The organism is Microbispora siamensis (genome assembly GCF_016863095.1).
Classification (GTDB): Bacteria; Actinomycetota; Actinomycetes; order Streptosporangiales; family Streptosporangiaceae; genus Microbispora; species Microbispora siamensis.
In genome coordinates, this window is record NZ_BOOF01000037.1 from 74309 (window position 1) to 91288 (window position 16980).

Below are 16980 nucleotides of genomic sequence, written 5' to 3' on the forward strand. Positions count from 1 at the left end.
AAGGGTCCGCCCGCGCGGCGCCGGCCGCACGGTCCGTCCGCGTCCGCACACAATGCGCTGGTCAGCCGTGGTCGAGTGGGGAGGACGAGCGATGACCCTCCACCTACGCTCAAGGGCGCCGGCGGGAGTCGCGCCGACCCTCGTGATCGCCGTGCTCGCCGTGCTCGCCGCGCCCGCTCCCGCGCCCGCGGCGGAGCCGCCGCCGTGTCCGCTGGTGATCGGCCACGGCGGCTACCCGAAGAGCGCCGGCGCCAAGGCCAAGGACGTGATCCGCCAGCCCAACGTGCTGCGGGCGGTCGACGACCAGGCTTCGTGGGGCGCCGACGGCGTCGAGGCCGACGTCCAGCTCACGCGGCAGGGCACGAAGGCCGTCATGTGGCACAACAGGACGACGAACGGGCTGACCGGTCCCCGGCAGGAGATCCGCGAGATCGGGTGGGCCGACGGGCCCGGCAACCTGCGCGACCGCCGCGTCGCCCGCGGGCCGTACGCGGGTGAGCGCGTGCCGACGCTGCGGGAGTGGCTCGACCACGTCCGCGCCCGGGGGCTGATCGCGCTGCTGGAGATCAAGAAGTCCGCCGAGCCCGTCCTGGCCGATCCGGAGTACGGCGCCGCCGCATGGCGGGAGATCATCGATCCCGTCGTCGAACGGCAGGACGAGCAGCCGATCCTCGTCTACTCACGCGACGAGTGGATCGAGGCGCAGCTCGCCGACCGGCTGCCCGAGCACCTGCGAGGTTCGGCGGCGAAGTGGACCGACGGCGTCAAGTGGGACGAGCCGCCGCCCCCTTGGCAGCTCAACGTGCCGCGGTGGCAGGCCGTGTTCGACCAGGCTCCCACCAGCGTGATGACCAGCCACACCGCGGACTACCGCGCCTGGCTGGACGGCAGGTGCCGCCGCGAGTCGTTTGCCGATCGACAGCCGTCGTACGAGACGTCACCGCGTCGGTCGGAGGGTCCGGTCCGCGCCTTCCGCCGGATCCCGTACGGCCGTAAATCAGGTGACGGGCGCGGGCGGGGACGGCACGATGGAACGTCGCCCCCCTTCCTCATGTCCCACGTCCTCCGGAGTTGTTCTCATGCCTGGCCTCCGCCGTGATCTCGGCCTGCTCAGGGACCGGCGGTTCGCCCTGCTGCTGGCGGCCCGGACGATCTCCGTACTCGGCACCGCCTTCGCACCGGTGGCCCTCGCCTTCGGCGTGCTCGGCCTCCCCGGCGCGACCGCCACGACGCTGTCCGCCGTGCTCACCGCCGAGGCGCTGCCGATGGTGCTGTTCATGCTCGTCGGCGGCGTGATCGCCGACCGGCTGCCGCGCCACCGGGTCATGATGGCGGGGGAGGCGCTCAACGCGGCGGCGTACTTCTCCCTGGCCGCGATGATGCTCACCGGCTGGACGCCGCTGCCCGCCCTCGTCACCGCGAGCGCGGTGAGCGGCATCGCCGCCGCGGTCCTGTTCCCCGCCCTGACCGGGATCATCCCGGACGTGGTGCCCGCCGACCGGCTGCAGACCGCGAACGCGCTGCTGGGACTGGGACAGAACATCTCCCGCGTCACCGGCCTCGTGCTGAGCGGCGCGGCCGTGGTCCTGCTGGGGGGCGGATGGGCGTTGACGGCGAGCGGGGCGATGTTCGCCGTGGCCGCCGTGCTGATCGCGCTGCTGCGCCTCACCCCCGCCGAGCGCGCGGCCGGCGGCGGGCACTCGGTGCTGGCCGAACTGCGGGACGGCTGGCGCGAGTTCGTCTCCCGGCAGTGGCTGTGGGTGGTCGTCGCCCAGTTCTCGATCCTGGTCATGGCGCTGCAGGCCGCCCACGGCGTGCTCGGGCCGCTGGTGGCCAAGCAGTCGCTGGGCGGGGCGCCCGCATGGTCGGCCGTCCTCGCGGGCGAGGCCGTCGGCATGATCGTGGGGGTGGTCGTCACGCTGCGCCTGCGGCCTCGGCGGCCCATCCTGCTCGCCACGCTCCTCACGCTGCCCACCGCCGCGCCGTACGTGCTGCTCGGCCTGAGCGCACCGCTGTGGACGGTCGTGGCCGGGGCGTTCGTGATGGGGGTGTGCTTCGACATCTTCGGGGTGCTGTGGCAGACCACCATGCAGCGCGAGATCCCGGCCGAGTCGCTGTCCCGGGTGAGCTCCTACGACGCGCTCGGGTCCCTGATGTTCGGGCCGCTCGGCCTGCTGCTGGCCGGGCCGGTGGCCATCGCGGTGGGACCGCGGCCGGCGCTGGTCGCCTGCGGGGCGGTCATCGTCCTGGTCACGCTGGCCGCGCTGCTGGCCCCCGGCGTACGCGGGCTGCGGGTCGCCGACGAGAAGCCGTCGGGCGTACCGGCCGCGACCTGAAAGTGCGCATTCTCCAACAAAGACGGTCTGTTCACCGGCGCGGCTTTCGTCCAAGGTGAGGGGGACGGGACGCCGCACACGGAGGTCACCATGGAGGACTACGGCATCACCGGCGCGCGGGTGGATCTGGAGGTCGTCGTCGACATGCCGCCCGAGCGGCTGTGGGACCTCGTCACCGCCGTCCACCGGGTGAGCGAGTGGAGCCCGGAGTGCGAGCACACCGCCCTGCTCGACGGCGGCGAGGGAACGGTCTCGGTGGGTACCCGCTTCGAGGGGCGCAACCGCCGCGAGGGCCGGGTTTGGACGGTGAACTGCCTCGTCACCGAGGTCGAGCGGCCGCGCTCGTTCGCATGGGTGGTGCTCGACCGCGCCGGCGACCCCGAACGCCCCTCGTCGTTCTGGCGCTACGACCTCGAACCCGGCGACCTGCCCGGCCAGACCAGGGTGCGGCACAGCTTCGTGCACGGCCCGGGAAACAGCGGCCTGCGCGAGATGATCGTCAACAACCCGGAGATCGCGCCGATCATCCTCGACGTACGCCTTGAGGAGCTGCGCAAGCACATGACCGAGACGCTCGACGCGATGACGGCCGCGTACGCGTGACCAGGGCCCGGAGCAGGGATCGCCCCCGCTCCGGGATCGCGGGACCTACCGGACCGGCTTGGCCGGCCGGGCCTCGGCGATGATCCGTCCGCGCGGATCTCACAGGTCCCGAACACGGCCTGGCAGACGACCAGGTCGAACGCGGCCGTCGGGGAAGGGGAGGTCGGCGGCGGCGCCCTGCCACACGCCGACGCGCACGCCCGCCCCGCGGGCGTGTCCGCAGTGATCTCCACGAACGTGCGGCCGGGATGGAGCGCGGTCACCTCACAGCCGAGCCGCTGCCGCGGGTACCGCCGGGCCGTCGCGCCCTCCATGCCGGGCGCCTGCGTCCGGCCGGTCACCTTCCGCCGTCCGGCCGTCGTCAGCTCATCCTGATACTCGTAGGCGAGTGACGTGCGGGAGTGTCGCTCGTCCCTACCGTGAACCCGAAGCGCGACAAGTGGCGAGACACGGCTGTCCAGATTCCCGAAGGGTTAGGCCGGCTCGATGCCATGGTGTCGTTGATGATCCCCCTTGCCACCCCACGCCTGGACTCGGACCTGATCGCCGAGTCCAGGGCGCGGCCCGAGGCGTTCGCGGCGCTGTTCGACCGCTACGCGGCCATGCTCTACCGCTACGTATCCCGCCGCCTCGGACCTGAGGTCGCCGAGGACCTGGTGGGAGAGACGTTCCTGGTCGCCTTCAGGCGCCGGGACCGCTACGACCTCACCCGCCCCGACGCCCGTCCCTGGCTGTTCGGCATCGTCAGCAAGCTCGTCTCCCGGCACCACCGCGACGAGGCCGCCCGCTACCGGGCGCTCACGCGCAGCCCGCTGGACGACGTCGCGGAGTCCCCCGCTGAACGCGTCGAGGACGGCGTGAGCGCCACGGCCGTCCGGCCGCTGCTGGCCGCCGCGCTCGCGCACCTGTCCAAGGGCGACCGCGATGTCCTGCTGCTCATCGCCTGGGCCGACCTGACGTACGACGAGGCGGCGCAGGCGCTCGGCATTCCCGTGGGCACCGTCCGCTCACGCCTGAACCGGGCACGCCGCAAGGTGCGCGAGGCGCTCGGCCACACCAACCCGCTGCGCGACGAGGAGTAAGCATGGACGACCTCACGATGCTCCGCGATCTCGGCCGCGGTCTCGAGCACGAGCCACCGGCCGGTCTCGCGCGCCAGCGGCGGCGCCTGCTGGACGAGGCGGCGGGCGGGCGCCGCCGACGCCTGACGCCATGGAGCGGCGGCCGCCGGGCAGGGTGGATCACCCTGGTGGCGGTCGCCGTGGTCACCGCCGTGCTGGTCGTGGTGCCGACCGTGCTGCTGCGCGGGACCACCGGCGCGCACACCGTGGCGCCGCTTACCGGGGACCGCCCGGCCAAGAAGGGCGAGGCCCTGACCGTGCTGCTCCTCGGCTCCGACCGGCGCCCGACGTCCGCAAACGCCGGCGACCTGGGCGAGCGCAGCGACCTCATGGTCCTCCTTCGGCTGTCCGCCGATCGGAAGCGGGCGACGGCCGTCAGCCTGCCCCGCGACTCCATGGTCCGGATCCCGCAGTGCCGGTCCGCCGACGGCCGGACCGTCGCCGCACATCAGGACATGATCAACCAGGCGTACGCGATCGGCGGCCTGACCTGCGCGTGGAAGACGGTGGAGAGCACCACGGGCGTGCGCGTCGACCACGCCGTCGCCATCCGCTACGACGGATTGGAGAAGCTGGTCGACGCACTCGGCGGCGTCGAGGTCGCCCTCCCCCGTGCCGTGGACGACCCCAAGGCGAAGCTGAAGCTGCCCGCCGGCCGGTCCGTCCTCGACGGCAGGACCGCGGTGGCCTACGCACGTCTGCGGTTCGCGTTGGGCGACGGCTCCGACATCGCGCGCATCAAGCGCAACCAGGCCCTCGTCCAGGCGTTGCTGAAGAAGTTCTCCCGAATCGACCGTCCCGCGGACCTGGCCGCCCTCGTCCGCGTGGCCGCGACGTCGGTCACCGCAGACGCGGGGCTGGACCTGGACACCATGCTCGGTCTGGCCCTGGACGTGCGGCGGGCCGGCACCCGGGTCACGTTCGTGACCGTTCCCTGGCAGCCCTCCAGGAAGGACCCGAACCGGATCGAATGGAAGCAACCGGACGCCGCCCGCCTGTTCGCACAGCTCGCGGCGAGCTGAGTCACGACGCGGGCTCCCACAGGGCGGCGGCGCGGGCCTCGACGAGACCGCCGATGCGGGCCAGCGCCTCGGCGGCGGGCATCGCGTCCAGGGCGCGGCCGTCGCGCAGGCGCAGCGCGACCTCGTCGCCCGCGGCCTCCTTCGCGCCGATCACCGCCTGGTAGGGCGCAAGCCGGGCGGCCCGGACGCGAGCGCCCAGGCTGCCGTGCTCGGGCCCGGAGACCTCCGCCCGCAGGCCCAGCTCGGCGCAGTGCCGTACGAGCGCCTCGGCGGGGGGCAACTCGGCCTCGGTCACCGGCAGGACCACCATCTGGGTGGGGGCGAGCCAGGCGGGGAAGGCGCCGCCGTACACCTCGATGAGGTGCGCCACGGCCCGCTCCACGCTGCCGATGATGCTGCGGTGGACCATGACGGGCCGGTGCCTTGCGCCGTCGGGGCCGATGTAGTGCAGGTCGAACCGCTCGGGCTGGTGGAAGTCGACCTGCACGGTGGACAGGGTGGCCTCGCGTCCGGCGCCGTCGGCGATCTGCACGTCGATCTTCGGGCCGTAGAACGCCGCCTCGCCCTCGACGGCCTCGTACGCCAGGCCGGAGCGGTCGAGGACGTCGGTCAGCATGGCGGTCGCCCGCCGCCACATGTCGGGGGCGGCCACGTACTTCCCACCGGCCCCCGGCAGGGACAGCCGGTAACGGACCGGGCGGATGCCGAGCACGGCGTACGCCCGCCTGATCATCTCCACGGCCCCGGCCGCCTCGGCGGCGACCTGGTCGAGGGTGCAGAAGATGTGCGCGTCGTTGAGCTGGATCGCCCGCACCCGGGTGAGCCCGCCGAGCACGCCCGACAGCTCGGAGCGGTACATGCCGCCCAGCTCGGCGACGCGCAGCGGCAGCTCACGGTAGCTGTGCGAGCGGGAGCGGTAGATCAACGCGTGGTGGGGGCACAGGCTCGGCCGCAGCACGACCTGCTCTCCCCCGAGGTCCATCGGCGGGAACATGTCGTCGCTGTAGTGGGACCAGTGCCCGGAGATCTCGTACAGCTCCCGTTTGCCGAGCACGGGGGAGTACACGTGCCGGTATCCCGCGCGCCGTTCGGCGTCGCGGATGTACTCCTCCAGGGTGTGCCGGATGACGGCGCCGTCGGGCAGCCAGTAGGGCAGCCCGGAGCCGATCAGCGGGTCGGTGTCGAACAGGCCGAGCTCGCGGCCCAGCTTGCGGTGGTCGTGCATCGTGGTCTCCTCGCGTTCCGTGTGCGGCGAGGCGAGTGACCGGACGGCGAAGCCCCGGGGCAACTCGCCCCGGGGCTTCGATGAAAGTACGTGTCAGCGCGCCGGGACGGTCTCCGGCGTCGTCGTCAGGCAGGCGCGCATCATGCCGCGAACGCTAACACAGCCGCTGATCGTCTCCCAACCGGTTTCGCAGGCGGTGTTTGGCTACATAGGTTGTAATCCTAACTAGCTCGCTTTATCGTCTAAATCGCCAACACAGGTAAGAAGGACGGCAATCCATGAGCATCTCTGCGAGCTTCTCGACCCCGGGCCTGCTCCTGACGGTCGCGCTGACGGCCTATCTGGCCTTCGCCGCTCCCTGGCTGGGCAAGCGCCAGTACGACCGGCTGGCGCGACGCCGCGCCCACGACCCCCGGGCGCTGGTGCACGCGTACCGGCTGTGGATCGCCGAGGAGTGGATCTGGCTGGCGGTGACGGCGCTGATCCTGGTCCTGTCGCCGGGGCTCGACCCGGCGGATCTGGGATTCGCGATGCCGGGCAACCTGGACCAGATCGCCCCGGCGGTCGTCGGCATGACCGGCGCCATCGTGATCGGCACGCTGCTGCTCCGCCGCCTCGCCCGCTCGGGCCGTGCCGTACCGGGCCAGGCGGCCTTCGCGGAACTGATGCCGCGCACCCCCGCCGAGCGGTGGCACGGCCTCGCCATGGCGGTGACCGCGGGCGTCTGCGAGGAGATCGTCTACCGCGGCCTGCTCATCGCGTTCGGCGTCGGCGTGCTGGGCCTCGGCACCGCCGCGGCCGCCGCCCTGGCTCTGGCGGTCTTCGTCGCGGGCCACCTCTACCAGGGCTGGAAGGGCATGGTCGCGGTGACCCTCCTCGGTTTCTGGCTCACCATCGTGTACCTGTCCACCGGCAGCCTGCTGCTGCCGATTTTGATGCACGTCCTGATCGACGTACGGGGCCTCGTGTGCATGCCGGCACCCGCCGGGAAGACGGTCGGTCAAGCGGTCTAGGTAGTACTCCTACCGTGCGAGGATGAGGCACATGGCGACCGACCGCCGCGCGAGCTGGCTCAAGGGCGTCCTCGACCTGCTGGTGCTGGCCAGCCTGACCGAGGGCGAGAACTACGGCTACGAGATCGCCAAGATGCTCGCCGGCTCCGGGCTCGGGCAGATCCGCGGCGGCACGCTCTATCCCGTGCTCAACCGCCTGGAGGAGGCGGGCCTGGTGTCGGCCGAGTTCCGGGTGACCGAGCGGGGCCCCGGCCGGCGCTACTACCGGCTCACCGAGCAGGGCAGGCGGACGCTGGCCGAGCAGGGCCGCCTGTGGCTGGCGTTCGACGAGTCCGTACGCACGGTGCTGGCCTCGGGAGGACTGAAGTGAGCGGCTACCTCGACGAGCTGGGGACCCTGTTGCGCGCGGGCGGCGTGCCCGCGGCGCAGGTCGAGGCCACCGTCGCCGACCTCGCCGCGTACGTCGCCGAGACCGGCGCCGACCCGGAGGAGGAGTTCGGGCCGGTCGGCGACTTCGCCGGCCAGTTGCTGGCGGCGCGGGCGCCCGAGACCGACGCGACGGACGCCACCGAGTGGCGGTGGACCGCCGACATCTTCACCGACCGCCAGATGCTGGCCCGGCTCGGTGACCAGGGCTGGGAGATCGACCGGGTCGACCACCTCGGCAGGTTCGTCAGCCACCGCGACCCGGAACGGCCGCAGCGGTGGGAGTACCGCAGGGAACTGTCGATCGGCGGTTCCACGCCGGCCGCGCGGCTGGCGCCCGAGGGCTGGGAGCCCTGCGGCACCTGGATGTACTGGCGGTACTTCAAGCGGCCCAGGGCCGCCAGCGTGGGACCGGCCGCACAGCTCGACTCCCCGCCCCCGGCCCCCGGCCGCAACGTCTTCTTCAGCCGGCGGTTCTACCTGGTGCTGGCCGTGGCCCTGCTCGCCATGGTCATCCCCGGGATCCTGTGGGGGCCGTCGAACGGCGGCGGGCCGGGCTTCTTCGCCGGCATGGCCGTCGGAGGCTGCGTCGCGATCGCCGCCCTTGCGGTGATGTGGCTGTGGACGGCCCGCCGCCGCCAGTAGAGCGGGGGCACTAGCCTGAGCGGCGATGGACCGTATGACGACGGCACGGGGTGATCTCGACCTCGCCCGCTTCCCCGAGGACCCCCGCGACCCGCTCCGCGCGTGGGACGCGGCCGACGCGTACCTGCTGCGGCACCTCGACGAGCACGAGGGCGGGCCGGTGGACCTGTCGGGGAGCCTGGTCGTGCTGGGCGACCGGTGGGGCGCCCTGGCCACCGCGCTCGCCGCGCAGCGCCCCGTCCACCGTCCCGTGCAGATCAGCGACTCCTTCCTCGGCCAGCAGGCCACCCGCGCCAACCTGGAGCGCAACGGCCTCGGCGCGGACGCCGTACGGCTGCGCACGACCAGGGACGCGCCGCCGGACCGGATCGACGTGCTGCTGGTGCGGGTGCCCAAGAGCCTCGCCCTCCTGGAGGACCAGTTGCACCGCCTCGCCCCCCACGTGCACGAGGGCACGGTGGTCGTCGGCGCGGGGATGGTCACCGAGATCCACACCTCGACGCTGAAGCTGTTCGAACGCGTCCTCGGGCCGACCAGGACCTCGCTGGCGGTCAGGAAGGCGCGGCTGATCTTCTGCTCGCCCGCCTCCGGCGCGCCGCGTGGGGAGAATCCGTGGCCGCGGAGCTACGCCTTGCCCGCCGACGTCGGGGTCGTCTCCGGCCTGACCGTCGTCAACCACGCCGGCGTCTTCTCCGCCGAGCGTCTCGACGCCGGCACCCGGCTCCTGCTGCGCAGCCTGCCCACGCGTACGGGGGCCGAGCACGTGGTCGACCTCGGCTGCGGCAACGGGGTGATCGGGCTCGCCGCGGCGCTGTCCAACCGCGAGGCCGAGGTGACGTTCATCGACGAGTCCTACCAGGCGCTGGCCTCGGCCGAGGCCACCTTCCGGGCGAACGCCGGGGCGGGCGCCGCCGCCCGGTTCGTGGCGGCAGACGGTCTGTCGGGCTTCCCGCCGGGCACGGCGGACCTGGTGCTGAACAACCCGCCGTTCCACACCCACCGGGGCAGGACCGACGCGACCGCCTGGCGCATGTTCAACGGCTCGCGTGCCGCGCTGCGACGGGGCGGCGAACTGTGGGTGGTGGGCAACCGCCACCTCGGCTACCACGTGAAGCTGCGCCGGCTCTTCGGCAACTGCGAGGTCGTCGCGAGCGACCCGAAGTTCGTCGTGCTGCGGGCCGTGAAGCGCTGACTCAGAACAGGGTCAACGGCTCGTTCGGCATGGGCTCGGGCAGCGGTTCCACGCCGGGCACCTCGGCGCGTACGTCGTCGTGGAACCGGCGGGCGAGCGTCAGCGCGTCGGCGTTGTCGGGGGTGTGGACGAACACCGTGGGCGAGCGGCCCTCGCGCAGCCACCCGGCGACCGCCTCCACCCAGTGCCGCCAGCCCTCGGCCGTACGCTCCGGGTCGTCGCGGCCGATGTAGCGGACGATCGGGCGGTCGGTGAGGGCGGCGGTCCGCAGCGGCACGCGCGGCTTCTTCGACCAGGCGTCCCGTTCGGCGTCGCTGGTCGGCGGGCTGCGGAACAGCACCGTCGTGTCGAACGGCACCCACTCGGCGCCGGCCCCGGCCAGCACCCGCTCCAGGAGCCGCGCGGCCCGGGGGTCGTCGAAGAACGCGCGGTGACGGACCTCGACGGCGTAGCGGTGGTCGCGGGGAAGCCGGCCGAGGAAGGCCGCCAGCGTGCCGACGTCCGCCGGGCCGAACGAGCCCGGGAGCTGGATCCACAGCGCGTGGGCGCGCGGGCCGAGCGGCTCGATCGCGTCGAGGAAGGCCCGCAGGTCGTCGTCGGCCCCGGTCAGGCGGCGCTCGTGGGTGATCGGCTTGGGCAGCTTGACCACGAAGCGGAAGCCGGGGTCCGTCTGCCGCGCCCAGGACTCGACCGTGCTCCGTGAGGGCGTCGCGTAGAAGGTCGTGTTGCCCTCGACCGCGTTGCACCAGGTCGCGTAGGCCCGCAGCCGCTCCCCCGGAGGAAGCGGGTGCGGCAGGAGACGCCCCTGCCACGGCGCGTGCGTCCACATCGCGCACCCCACATGAAGCCGCATGGCCCCGACGTTATCCGGTTCGGATCACTGCCCGGTTCACTCCCCGGCGACGGGCGGCGGCACGTCCGTCACCGACCAGGTCACGCGGTGGCGCAGCACCTCGCCGGGCGCGAGCGAGGTCAGGGGCGACATGGTCTCGGCCTCGACCAGCCGGGCGGTGGGACGCAGGCCCTCCAGCCCCTCAAGCTCCTCCTCCTTGGGGTACTGCATCCAGATGGCGATCTCGGAGCCTTCGTCGGGGTAGGGCGCGCCCGGCCGCACGTCGAACCGCTGCGTCAGCGTCGCCCCGCCGGGGGCCACCACCGCCAGCCATCCGGCCGTGCCGCCGATACCGATCTTGCCGACCACGTCGCCCACCGGCACCCGGCCCGCCGAAGGGGAGACCCGCTCAAGGACCGGCGCGCCGTCGGGGGCGAACAGCGTCACCGGCGCCCGGTGCCGCTCGGTCAGCCCGACCCACACCCCGCACCGGGGATCGTCGTGGTCGCGGAACGACTCGGTCTCGAACTGGGTCACCGTCCAGGCCGCCCACCGCACCGGGTGGCCGGTGACGTTCTCCAGCTCGCTGTCGACCACGAGGACGGGCTCACCGGCCGACATCGTGACCGTACGGGTGACGGCCAGCCCGGTGCGCGGGTCGTCGCCGCTGCGCATCCGTACGCGCAGGTCGTCGCGCTCCAGCACGGTGTAGGCGCCGGCGTCCAGCACCGGGTCGGGCGGCCCCGCCCACTCCTGCGCCGACGACCATCCCTGCGGGGCGGGCCAGGTCTTGTCTCCGCCCCAGTTCGCCCAGGTCGCGAATCCGGTGGGGGCGGGCAGCCGCCGCGCGGCGGGGGTGAGCGCCAGCGACTCGTCGAGCAGATCCGGGTTGCGCCACAGCCACTCCCGGCCCGCGGCGCGCAGCGAGATGATCCGCCCGCCGCGGCCCGGCAGGACGACCGCCTCCCCCCAGGGCGCGGCGAGCCGGACCAGCGGCTCCTGGCTATTCATCGCTCTGCGTGGGGACCAGGCAGACCTTGCCGGTCCGCCCCGAGTCGGCCAGACGATACGCCTCGTCGGCCTTCTCCAGCGGCAGCACGTCGGTCACCAGCCGCTGCGGGCTGGCGCCCCACCGCACCAGGCGGAAGGCCAGCTCCTCCATCGCCTGCAGCGAGGTGACCCAGGAGGCGTACAGGGTGAGCTGGCGGTGCAGCAGCAGGTCGGAGACCTCGGTCTCCAGACGGCCGCCCTCGCCCACGAGGGAGACGCGGCCCCACTCGGCCGCGCCCCGGATCGCGACGCTCCGGCCCGCGGCCGAGCCCGAGCAGTCCATCGTCACCGAACAGCCACGTCCTCCGGTGGCCTCGTCCACGGCCTCGGCGACCCCGTCGTCGGCGATCAGGACGTCGTCGAACAGGCCGAGGGACCGGGCGTGCGCGGCGCGCTCGGGCGAGCGCTCCACGCCGAGCACCCGGGTCGCGCCGAGACTGCGGGCGATCATGGCGGCGGCCAGCCCGACCGGCCCGAGGCCGACCACGAGCAGGTCATCGCGCCCGCCGACCCCGGTGCGCAGCAGGCCCTCGTACGCCGTGCCGAACCCGCACGCGATCAGGGCGCCGTCCACGTAGGACAGCTCGTCCGGCAGCGGCACGGCCGTGCTCTCCTCGACCAGGATGTACTCGGCGTGCCCGCCGTCGCGCTGCCAGCCGTACGCCGACCTGCGCTCGGGGTCGGAGCAGCTGATCATGTGGCCGCGGCGGCAGTTGGAGCAGCGCCCGCAGCCGGAGATGTGGTAGACGATCACCCGGTCGCCCACCCCGAAACGCCGGCAGCCCGGACCGGTCTCCACGACCTGGCCGCTGGGCTCGTGCCCGGCCACGACCCCCTTGTACGCCGCGCCCTCCTGTCCGACGTGGGTCTTGTGCCCCCGGTAGATGTAGGACAGGTCGCTGCCACAGATGCCGGACGCGCCCACCCGTACGAGCAACTGGCCGGGACCGGGCGTGGGCACCTCGACGTCGCGGAGCACGGCGGTGAAGTCGCCGGGCAGGAAGACGCCTTTCATGGTGGTCATGAGCTACGGGCTCCGTTCCGCTGGGAGAGCAACACGTTGATCAGCACGGCGCCGACGATGATGACGCCGCGGACCACGTCCTGGAAGAAGGCGTTGACCCCGAGCAGCACGAGGCCGTTGCCGATGACGGTGATGAACGCGACGCCCAGCAGGGTGCCGAGCAGGGAACCCTTGCCGCCGGCGAGGGAGGTGCCGCCGATCACCACCGCGGCGATCACGTCGAACTCGAGGCCGACCGACGCGCCGCCGTTCCCCGACCCGAGGCGCGCGGCCAGCAGCAGGCCGCTGACCGCGGCGAGCAGGCCGGTCGTCGCGAACAGGATCACCCGGATCCGGGAGACGTTGATTCCCGCGAGGCGGGCGGCCTCGGCGTTGCCGCCGACGGCGAAGACCGAGCGGCCGTACGCCGTGCGGTTGGCCACGAAGAGGAACACGACGAACAGGACCGCCATGATGATGGCCGGGGTCGGGATGCCGAGGATGCTCCCGGACAGGACATCGAGGAACCCGTTGGCCTCCAGCGGGACCGGCAGTCCGTCCGTCATGTACTGCGCCAGCCCGCGCAGGGCGCTCCACAGGCCCAGCGTGGCCACGAACGACGGGATGCCCCAGCGGGCGCGCAGGAAGCCGGCCCCGGCTCCGAGCAGCAGGCCCACCGCGAGGCAGACCAGTACGGCGAGGGCGAACGGGATGTGCCACTCCCCGGTGGCCTTGGCCAGCAGCACCGAGGAGAACGCCACGGCCGGGCCGATGCTGATGTCGATCTCACCGGCCACGATGACGAGGGTCATCGCCCACGCCACGACGCCGATCGTCGCCGCGTCGCGCAGGATGGCCAGCTGGTTCGTCACGGTCAGGAACCCCGGCGCCGTGGCGGCGAGCACCACGAACAGCACCACGATGGCCCCGATGAGCCCGATCTCGTTCAGCCGTTGCGTGTTGCGTCCCAGCCGCCCGCCCCGGGCAGCCGCCTTGGCCACGGGCGGGCCCGTGGGCGTGGTCGTGCTCATGTTCTCCCTCACTCCTCGGCAATCGCTAGGGCCATGACCCGGTTGAGCTCGATCTCGTCACCACTCAGCTCGGCCACGGCACGCCCGCCGCGCAGGACGACGATCCGATCGCAGACGTCGGCCAGCTCCTCCACCTCGCTGGACACGAAGACCACCGCGCGCCCGTCGTCGGCCAGCAGGCGCATCTGGTCGTAGATCTGGCGTTTGGCCTCCACATCCACGCCGCGGGTGGGCTCGTCGAGCAGCAGCACGTCGCTTCCCGCGTGCAGCCACCGGGCGAGCACGGCCTTCTGCTGGTTGCCGCCGCTGAGCGTGCCGATCGGCGTGCCCGGACGGGCCGTCTTGATCGCCAGGCGGTCGATGAGCGCCCGGGCGGCCTGCCGTATCGCCCGGCGGTCCAGCACTCCCGACCTGCTCACCCTGCGCAGGTCGCTGATGACGATGTTCTCGTCGACGCCCATCAGCGGCACGATCCCCTCGCGCCGCCGGTTCTCCGGCGTCATGCCGAGGCCCCTGCGGAGCATCGCGGCGAACGCGCCGGGCCGTACGGCCTCGCCGCGCAGGCGGATCTCGCCGGAGACCGGGCGGTCGAGCCCCACCAGGGCGCGCAGCGTCTCGGTGCGGCCCGAGCCGAGCACCCCGGCGATGCCCAGGATCTCGCCGGGGCGCACGTCGATGTCGAGGCCGTTCAGCCGGTCGCTGACCAGGCCGCGCGCCGACAGCACCGGCGGCTCCTCGCTCGGGCGGCGGTCCCGGGCCGCCACGGTCTCGGGCGCCGTGCCGAGCATCATCGCGACGATCTCGTGGGTGGAGGCCGTGCGCACCGGCAGCGTCTCCACGATCCTGCCGTCGCGGACGACCGTGGCGGTGTCGGCCACCTGCCGGATCTCGTCCATGCGGTGGCTGACGTAGATGACCGCCACGCCCTGCTCCGCGACGGTCCGTACGACGTCGATCACCTGCCTGACCTCGGCGGCGGCCAGGGAACTGGTCGGCTCGTCGAGGATGAGCAGGGTGGGCCGCTGGCTGACGGCGCGGGCGATCTCCACGAGCTGCTGCCCGGCGGAGCCCAGCGAGCCGACCGGGCTGTCGACGTCGATGTCCACGCCGATGCGCGCCATCGCCTCCTTCGCGTCGGCGCGCATCCTGCGCAGGTCGAGCGCGCCGCGGGAGCGCGGCCAGGCCCCCAGGAACAGGTTCTCCGCGACCGTCATCTCCGGCACCAGGCTCAGCTCCTGGTAGACGGTCGCGACCCCCAGGGCGGCGACGTCCCGCGTGCCGAGACCCGCCAGCGGCGTGCCGCGTACGAGCGCCTCACCGGAGTCGAGGTGCTCGGCGCCGGACAGCACCTTGATCAGGGTGGACTTGCCGGCGCCGTTCTTGCCCAGCAGCGCGCGGACCTCGCCGCGCCGCACCGCGAAGTCGACGTCGCTGAGAGCGGTGACGCCGGGGTAGCGCTTGGTGCCCGCACGCACCTCCGCGACGACGTCGGTGTTCGACATGGGAGCCTTCCTGGGAGCCTTCGGTGGGGACGGGTGACCTGGACGGTTTACGGAATCCCGTCTGCGTGCTCGGTCAGCCACTTCTCGTTCGTCGCCTTGTCGTCGGCGGTGTAGAGGATCGGGTCCACCGGGATGACGAACGAGTCGTTCTTGGCGCCACTCGACGCCTTGCGGGCGGCCTCGTACGCGAGCTTGCCCACGGTCTGCGCGGGCACGTCGATCTCCGCCTTGAGGATGCTGCCGTCCACCAGGGCCTTGGCGATGTCGACGGTCATGTCGCTGCCGAAGACTACGGTCTTACCGACGCGGGAGCGCGTGGTGACGGCCTTGATGCCGGCCAGGGTGCCGCCGCCCGCCACGGCGTAGAACGCGTCGAGCTCGGGGTTCGCGGTGATGATGTTCTCCGCGACCGGGGTGGCCTTGTCGACGACCGCGCCCTCCTGGTCGGCGACGTACTGGGCACCCGGCACCGACTCGGCCAGGCCGTCCTTGAAGCCGCGCTTGCGCTCCTTGCAGACCTCCACGAAGTCGCAGTTCAGAATCGCGATCTTCGGCTTGTCGATCTTCTGGGAGGTGAAGTACTTGCCGGCCTGCTCACCCAGCTTCTTGCCGAAGACGTACGGGTCGGACAGGACGTAGCCCCAGACGTACTTCTTGGCGTCCGCGTCGTTGATGCAGGTGTTGTAGCAGACGACCGGGATGCCGGCCTTGCTCGCCGCCGCGATCGCCGGGGTGGACGCCGTGGCGGAGACGGCCGAGGTGATGATCGCGTCCACGTTGGAGGCGACCAGGGTCGACATGAACGAGGACTCCTTGGCCGCGTCGCCCTGCGCGTTGTTGCCCAGCAGCTTGAGCTGCGAGTCCTGGGCGGCGGCGGTCTCGATGCCCTTCTTCACGCCGGCGTAGAAGCCCTGCGAGTCCAGGTAGATCACGCCGACGCGCAGCTGTTCCTTCGTGCCCGAGGCGCCGCCGGACCCGGCGGACTGACCGCAGGCGGCGAGCACGGCGCCGACGGCCAGCAGGGCGATGCAGCGCATCGCCGTGAGTCGAACTGATGCCACGAATGGCCTCCCATGAGTCTGTCTTCGGTTGGCGACGCCACCGGGTAGGGCGCGCTGCGCCACGTCCAGATGATGAGGCGGGCGTAACGTGCCTGTCAATAAATTGTCATAAAAAAACACTTATCGTAGAGTGGCGGCGTGAACCTCCCCGGACCTTCCACGGAGGCCGGATGCTGCGCGGTCGTGACCGGCGCCGCCTCCGGCATCGGCGCGGCTACCGCCAGGCGCCTCGGCGCGACGGGCATGCCCGTCCTGCTGTGCGACATCTCCCCGGCCGGGGAGGACGTCGCCGCGGCTGTCGTCGAGGCGGGCGGCACGGCAAGATTCGTGCGCATGGACGTCAGCGACGAGAGCGCGTGGGGGGAACTCCGCCGCGTCGCCCACCGGGAGTACGGCCCGGTGCGGCACCTCGTCAGCAACGCCTACGTCGTGGACGTGAGACCCGTGCACGACCTGGGCGCAACATCGTGGAACCGGCAGCTCGAAGTGAACCTCACCGCCTCCTACCTGGCCTTTCGCACGCTACACGAGGATTTGAAGGCGACGTCGGGGGCGGTCGTCCTCGTCTCGTCGGTGCACGCCCTCGTCGGCCTCCCCGGCCACCCGGCGTACGCGGCGACGAAGGCGGCGCTGGTGGGTCTCGGCCGCCAGCTCGCGGTGGACTACGGCCCCGAGGTACGCGTCAACACCGTGCTGCCCGGGCCGATCATGTCCCCCGCTTGGGACCGCGTGGCGGAGGAGGACCGGCGCCTGAGCGTGGAGGCCACGATCGCCAAGCGGTTCGGCGACCCCGCCGAGGTCGCCGCGGCGATCGCCTTCCTGCTGTCGGACGAGGCGTCCTACATCACCGCCACCACCCTCGTCGTCGACGGCGGCTGGAGCGCGACGAAGAACTCCTCCTGAGAGGGATGACCGCAG

The 16980-nt window shown here is 72.5% G+C and carries 17 protein-coding genes; 10 read left to right on the forward strand and 7 right to left on the reverse strand.

The genetic code is table 11. The annotated features are described in order from the left end of the window. Positions 1-91: 91 nt before the first annotated feature. From Msi02_RS29705 to Msi02_RS29725, 5 genes are all read left to right on the forward strand, one after another. The gene (locus Msi02_RS29705; RefSeq protein ID WP_204051287.1) at positions 92-1099 is read left to right on the forward strand and encodes a glycerophosphodiester phosphodiesterase; all 1008 of its coding nucleotides are present in this window, start codon (positions 92-94) and stop codon (positions 1097-1099) included. Beyond that, positions 1080-2336 carry an MFS transporter gene (locus Msi02_RS29710; protein ID WP_204051288.1) on the forward strand — a complete coding sequence of 419 codons (1257 nt, stop codon included), beginning with the start codon at positions 1080-1082 and terminating at the stop codon, positions 2334-2336. The genes Msi02_RS29705 and Msi02_RS29710 overlap by 20 nt, the downstream gene beginning before the upstream one ends. A gap of 90 nt (positions 2337-2426) precedes the next feature. After that, complete coding sequence (locus tag Msi02_RS29715; protein ID WP_204051289.1) at positions 2427-2939, forward strand: SRPBCC family protein; 513 nt, start codon at positions 2427-2429, stop codon at positions 2937-2939. Between the two features lie 503 nt (positions 2940-3442). Beyond that, positions 3443-4021, forward strand: a complete 579-nt coding sequence (locus Msi02_RS29720) for an RNA polymerase sigma factor (RefSeq protein WP_239108802.1) — start codon at positions 3443-3445, stop codon at positions 4019-4021. 2 nt (positions 4022-4023) lie between these two features. Continuing rightward, positions 4024-5082, forward strand: coding sequence for an LCP family protein (locus Msi02_RS29725; protein WP_204051291.1), 1059 nt, complete (start codon positions 4024-4026; stop codon positions 5080-5082). 1 nt (position 5083) lies between these two features. Here the strand turns inward: Msi02_RS29725 and thrS are convergent, their stop codons facing one another. Continuing rightward, complete coding sequence (thrS, locus tag Msi02_RS29730) at positions 5084-6370, reverse strand: threonine--tRNA ligase (RefSeq protein WP_275414184.1); 1287 nt, start codon at positions 6368-6370, stop codon at positions 5084-5086. Between the two features lie 215 nt (positions 6371-6585). Between thrS and Msi02_RS29735 the strand changes: the two genes are divergently transcribed. Genes Msi02_RS29735 through Msi02_RS29750 form a run of 4 tightly spaced genes read left to right on the forward strand, consistent with a single transcriptional unit; the run spans position 6586 to position 9583 of the window. After that, positions 6586-7320, forward strand: a complete 735-nt coding sequence (locus tag Msi02_RS29735) for a CPBP family intramembrane glutamic endopeptidase (protein ID WP_204051293.1) — start codon at positions 6586-6588, stop codon at positions 7318-7320. Positions 7321-7351: 31 nt separating this feature from the next. Continuing rightward, a complete protein-coding gene (locus Msi02_RS29740; protein ID WP_079313459.1) occupies positions 7352-7690 on the forward strand; it encodes a PadR family transcriptional regulator in 339 nt (112 codons plus the stop codon). Next, positions 7687-8391, forward strand: coding sequence for a DUF2812 domain-containing protein (locus tag Msi02_RS29745; protein ID WP_204051294.1), 705 nt, complete (start codon positions 7687-7689; stop codon positions 8389-8391). Before Msi02_RS29740 ends, Msi02_RS29745 begins: the two co-directional genes overlap by 4 nt. 25 nt (positions 8392-8416) lie before the next feature. Beyond that, positions 8417-9583, forward strand: a complete 1167-nt coding sequence (locus Msi02_RS29750) for a methyltransferase (protein ID WP_204051295.1) — start codon at positions 8417-8419, stop codon at positions 9581-9583. Position 9584: 1 nt separating this feature from the next. On the opposite strand, the gene Msi02_RS29755 is transcribed toward Msi02_RS29750, so the two are convergent. The 6 genes from Msi02_RS29755 to Msi02_RS29780 are packed head-to-tail and all read right to left on the reverse strand — an operon-like array spanning position 9585 to position 16062. Further along, positions 9585-10436 carry a DUF72 domain-containing protein gene (locus Msi02_RS29755; protein WP_239108803.1) on the reverse strand — a complete coding sequence of 284 codons (852 nt, stop codon included), beginning with the start codon at positions 10434-10436 and terminating at the stop codon, positions 9585-9587. A gap of 36 nt (positions 10437-10472) precedes the next feature. Then, on the reverse strand, positions 10473-11426 hold the full coding sequence (locus tag Msi02_RS29760) for a DUF4380 domain-containing protein (RefSeq protein WP_204051296.1): 954 nt from the start codon (positions 11424-11426) through the stop codon (positions 10473-10475). After that, a complete protein-coding gene (locus Msi02_RS29765; RefSeq protein WP_204051297.1) occupies positions 11419-12489 on the reverse strand; it encodes a zinc-dependent alcohol dehydrogenase family protein in 1071 nt (356 codons plus the stop codon). The genes Msi02_RS29760 and Msi02_RS29765 overlap by 8 nt, the downstream gene beginning before the upstream one ends. Continuing rightward, positions 12486-13499 (reverse strand): ABC transporter permease, encoded by a 1014-nt coding sequence (locus Msi02_RS29770; protein WP_079313463.1) that lies wholly within the window; start codon positions 13497-13499, stop codon positions 12486-12488. The genes Msi02_RS29765 and Msi02_RS29770 overlap by 4 nt, the downstream gene beginning before the upstream one ends. An 8-nt stretch (positions 13500-13507) precedes the next feature. Further along, complete coding sequence (locus Msi02_RS29775; RefSeq protein ID WP_204051298.1) at positions 13508-15001, reverse strand: sugar ABC transporter ATP-binding protein; 1494 nt, start codon at positions 14999-15001, stop codon at positions 13508-13510. A 47-nt stretch (positions 15002-15048) separates the two neighbouring features. Further along, positions 15049-16062, reverse strand: a complete 1014-nt coding sequence (locus tag Msi02_RS29780) for a substrate-binding domain-containing protein (protein ID WP_204051299.1) — start codon at positions 16060-16062, stop codon at positions 15049-15051. Positions 16063-16200: 138 nt separating this feature from the next. Between Msi02_RS29780 and Msi02_RS29785 the strand changes: the two genes are divergently transcribed. Further along, a complete protein-coding gene (locus tag Msi02_RS29785; protein WP_204051300.1) occupies positions 16201-16965 on the forward strand; it encodes an SDR family NAD(P)-dependent oxidoreductase in 765 nt (254 codons plus the stop codon). The last annotated feature ends 15 nt before the right edge of the window (positions 16966-16980 follow it).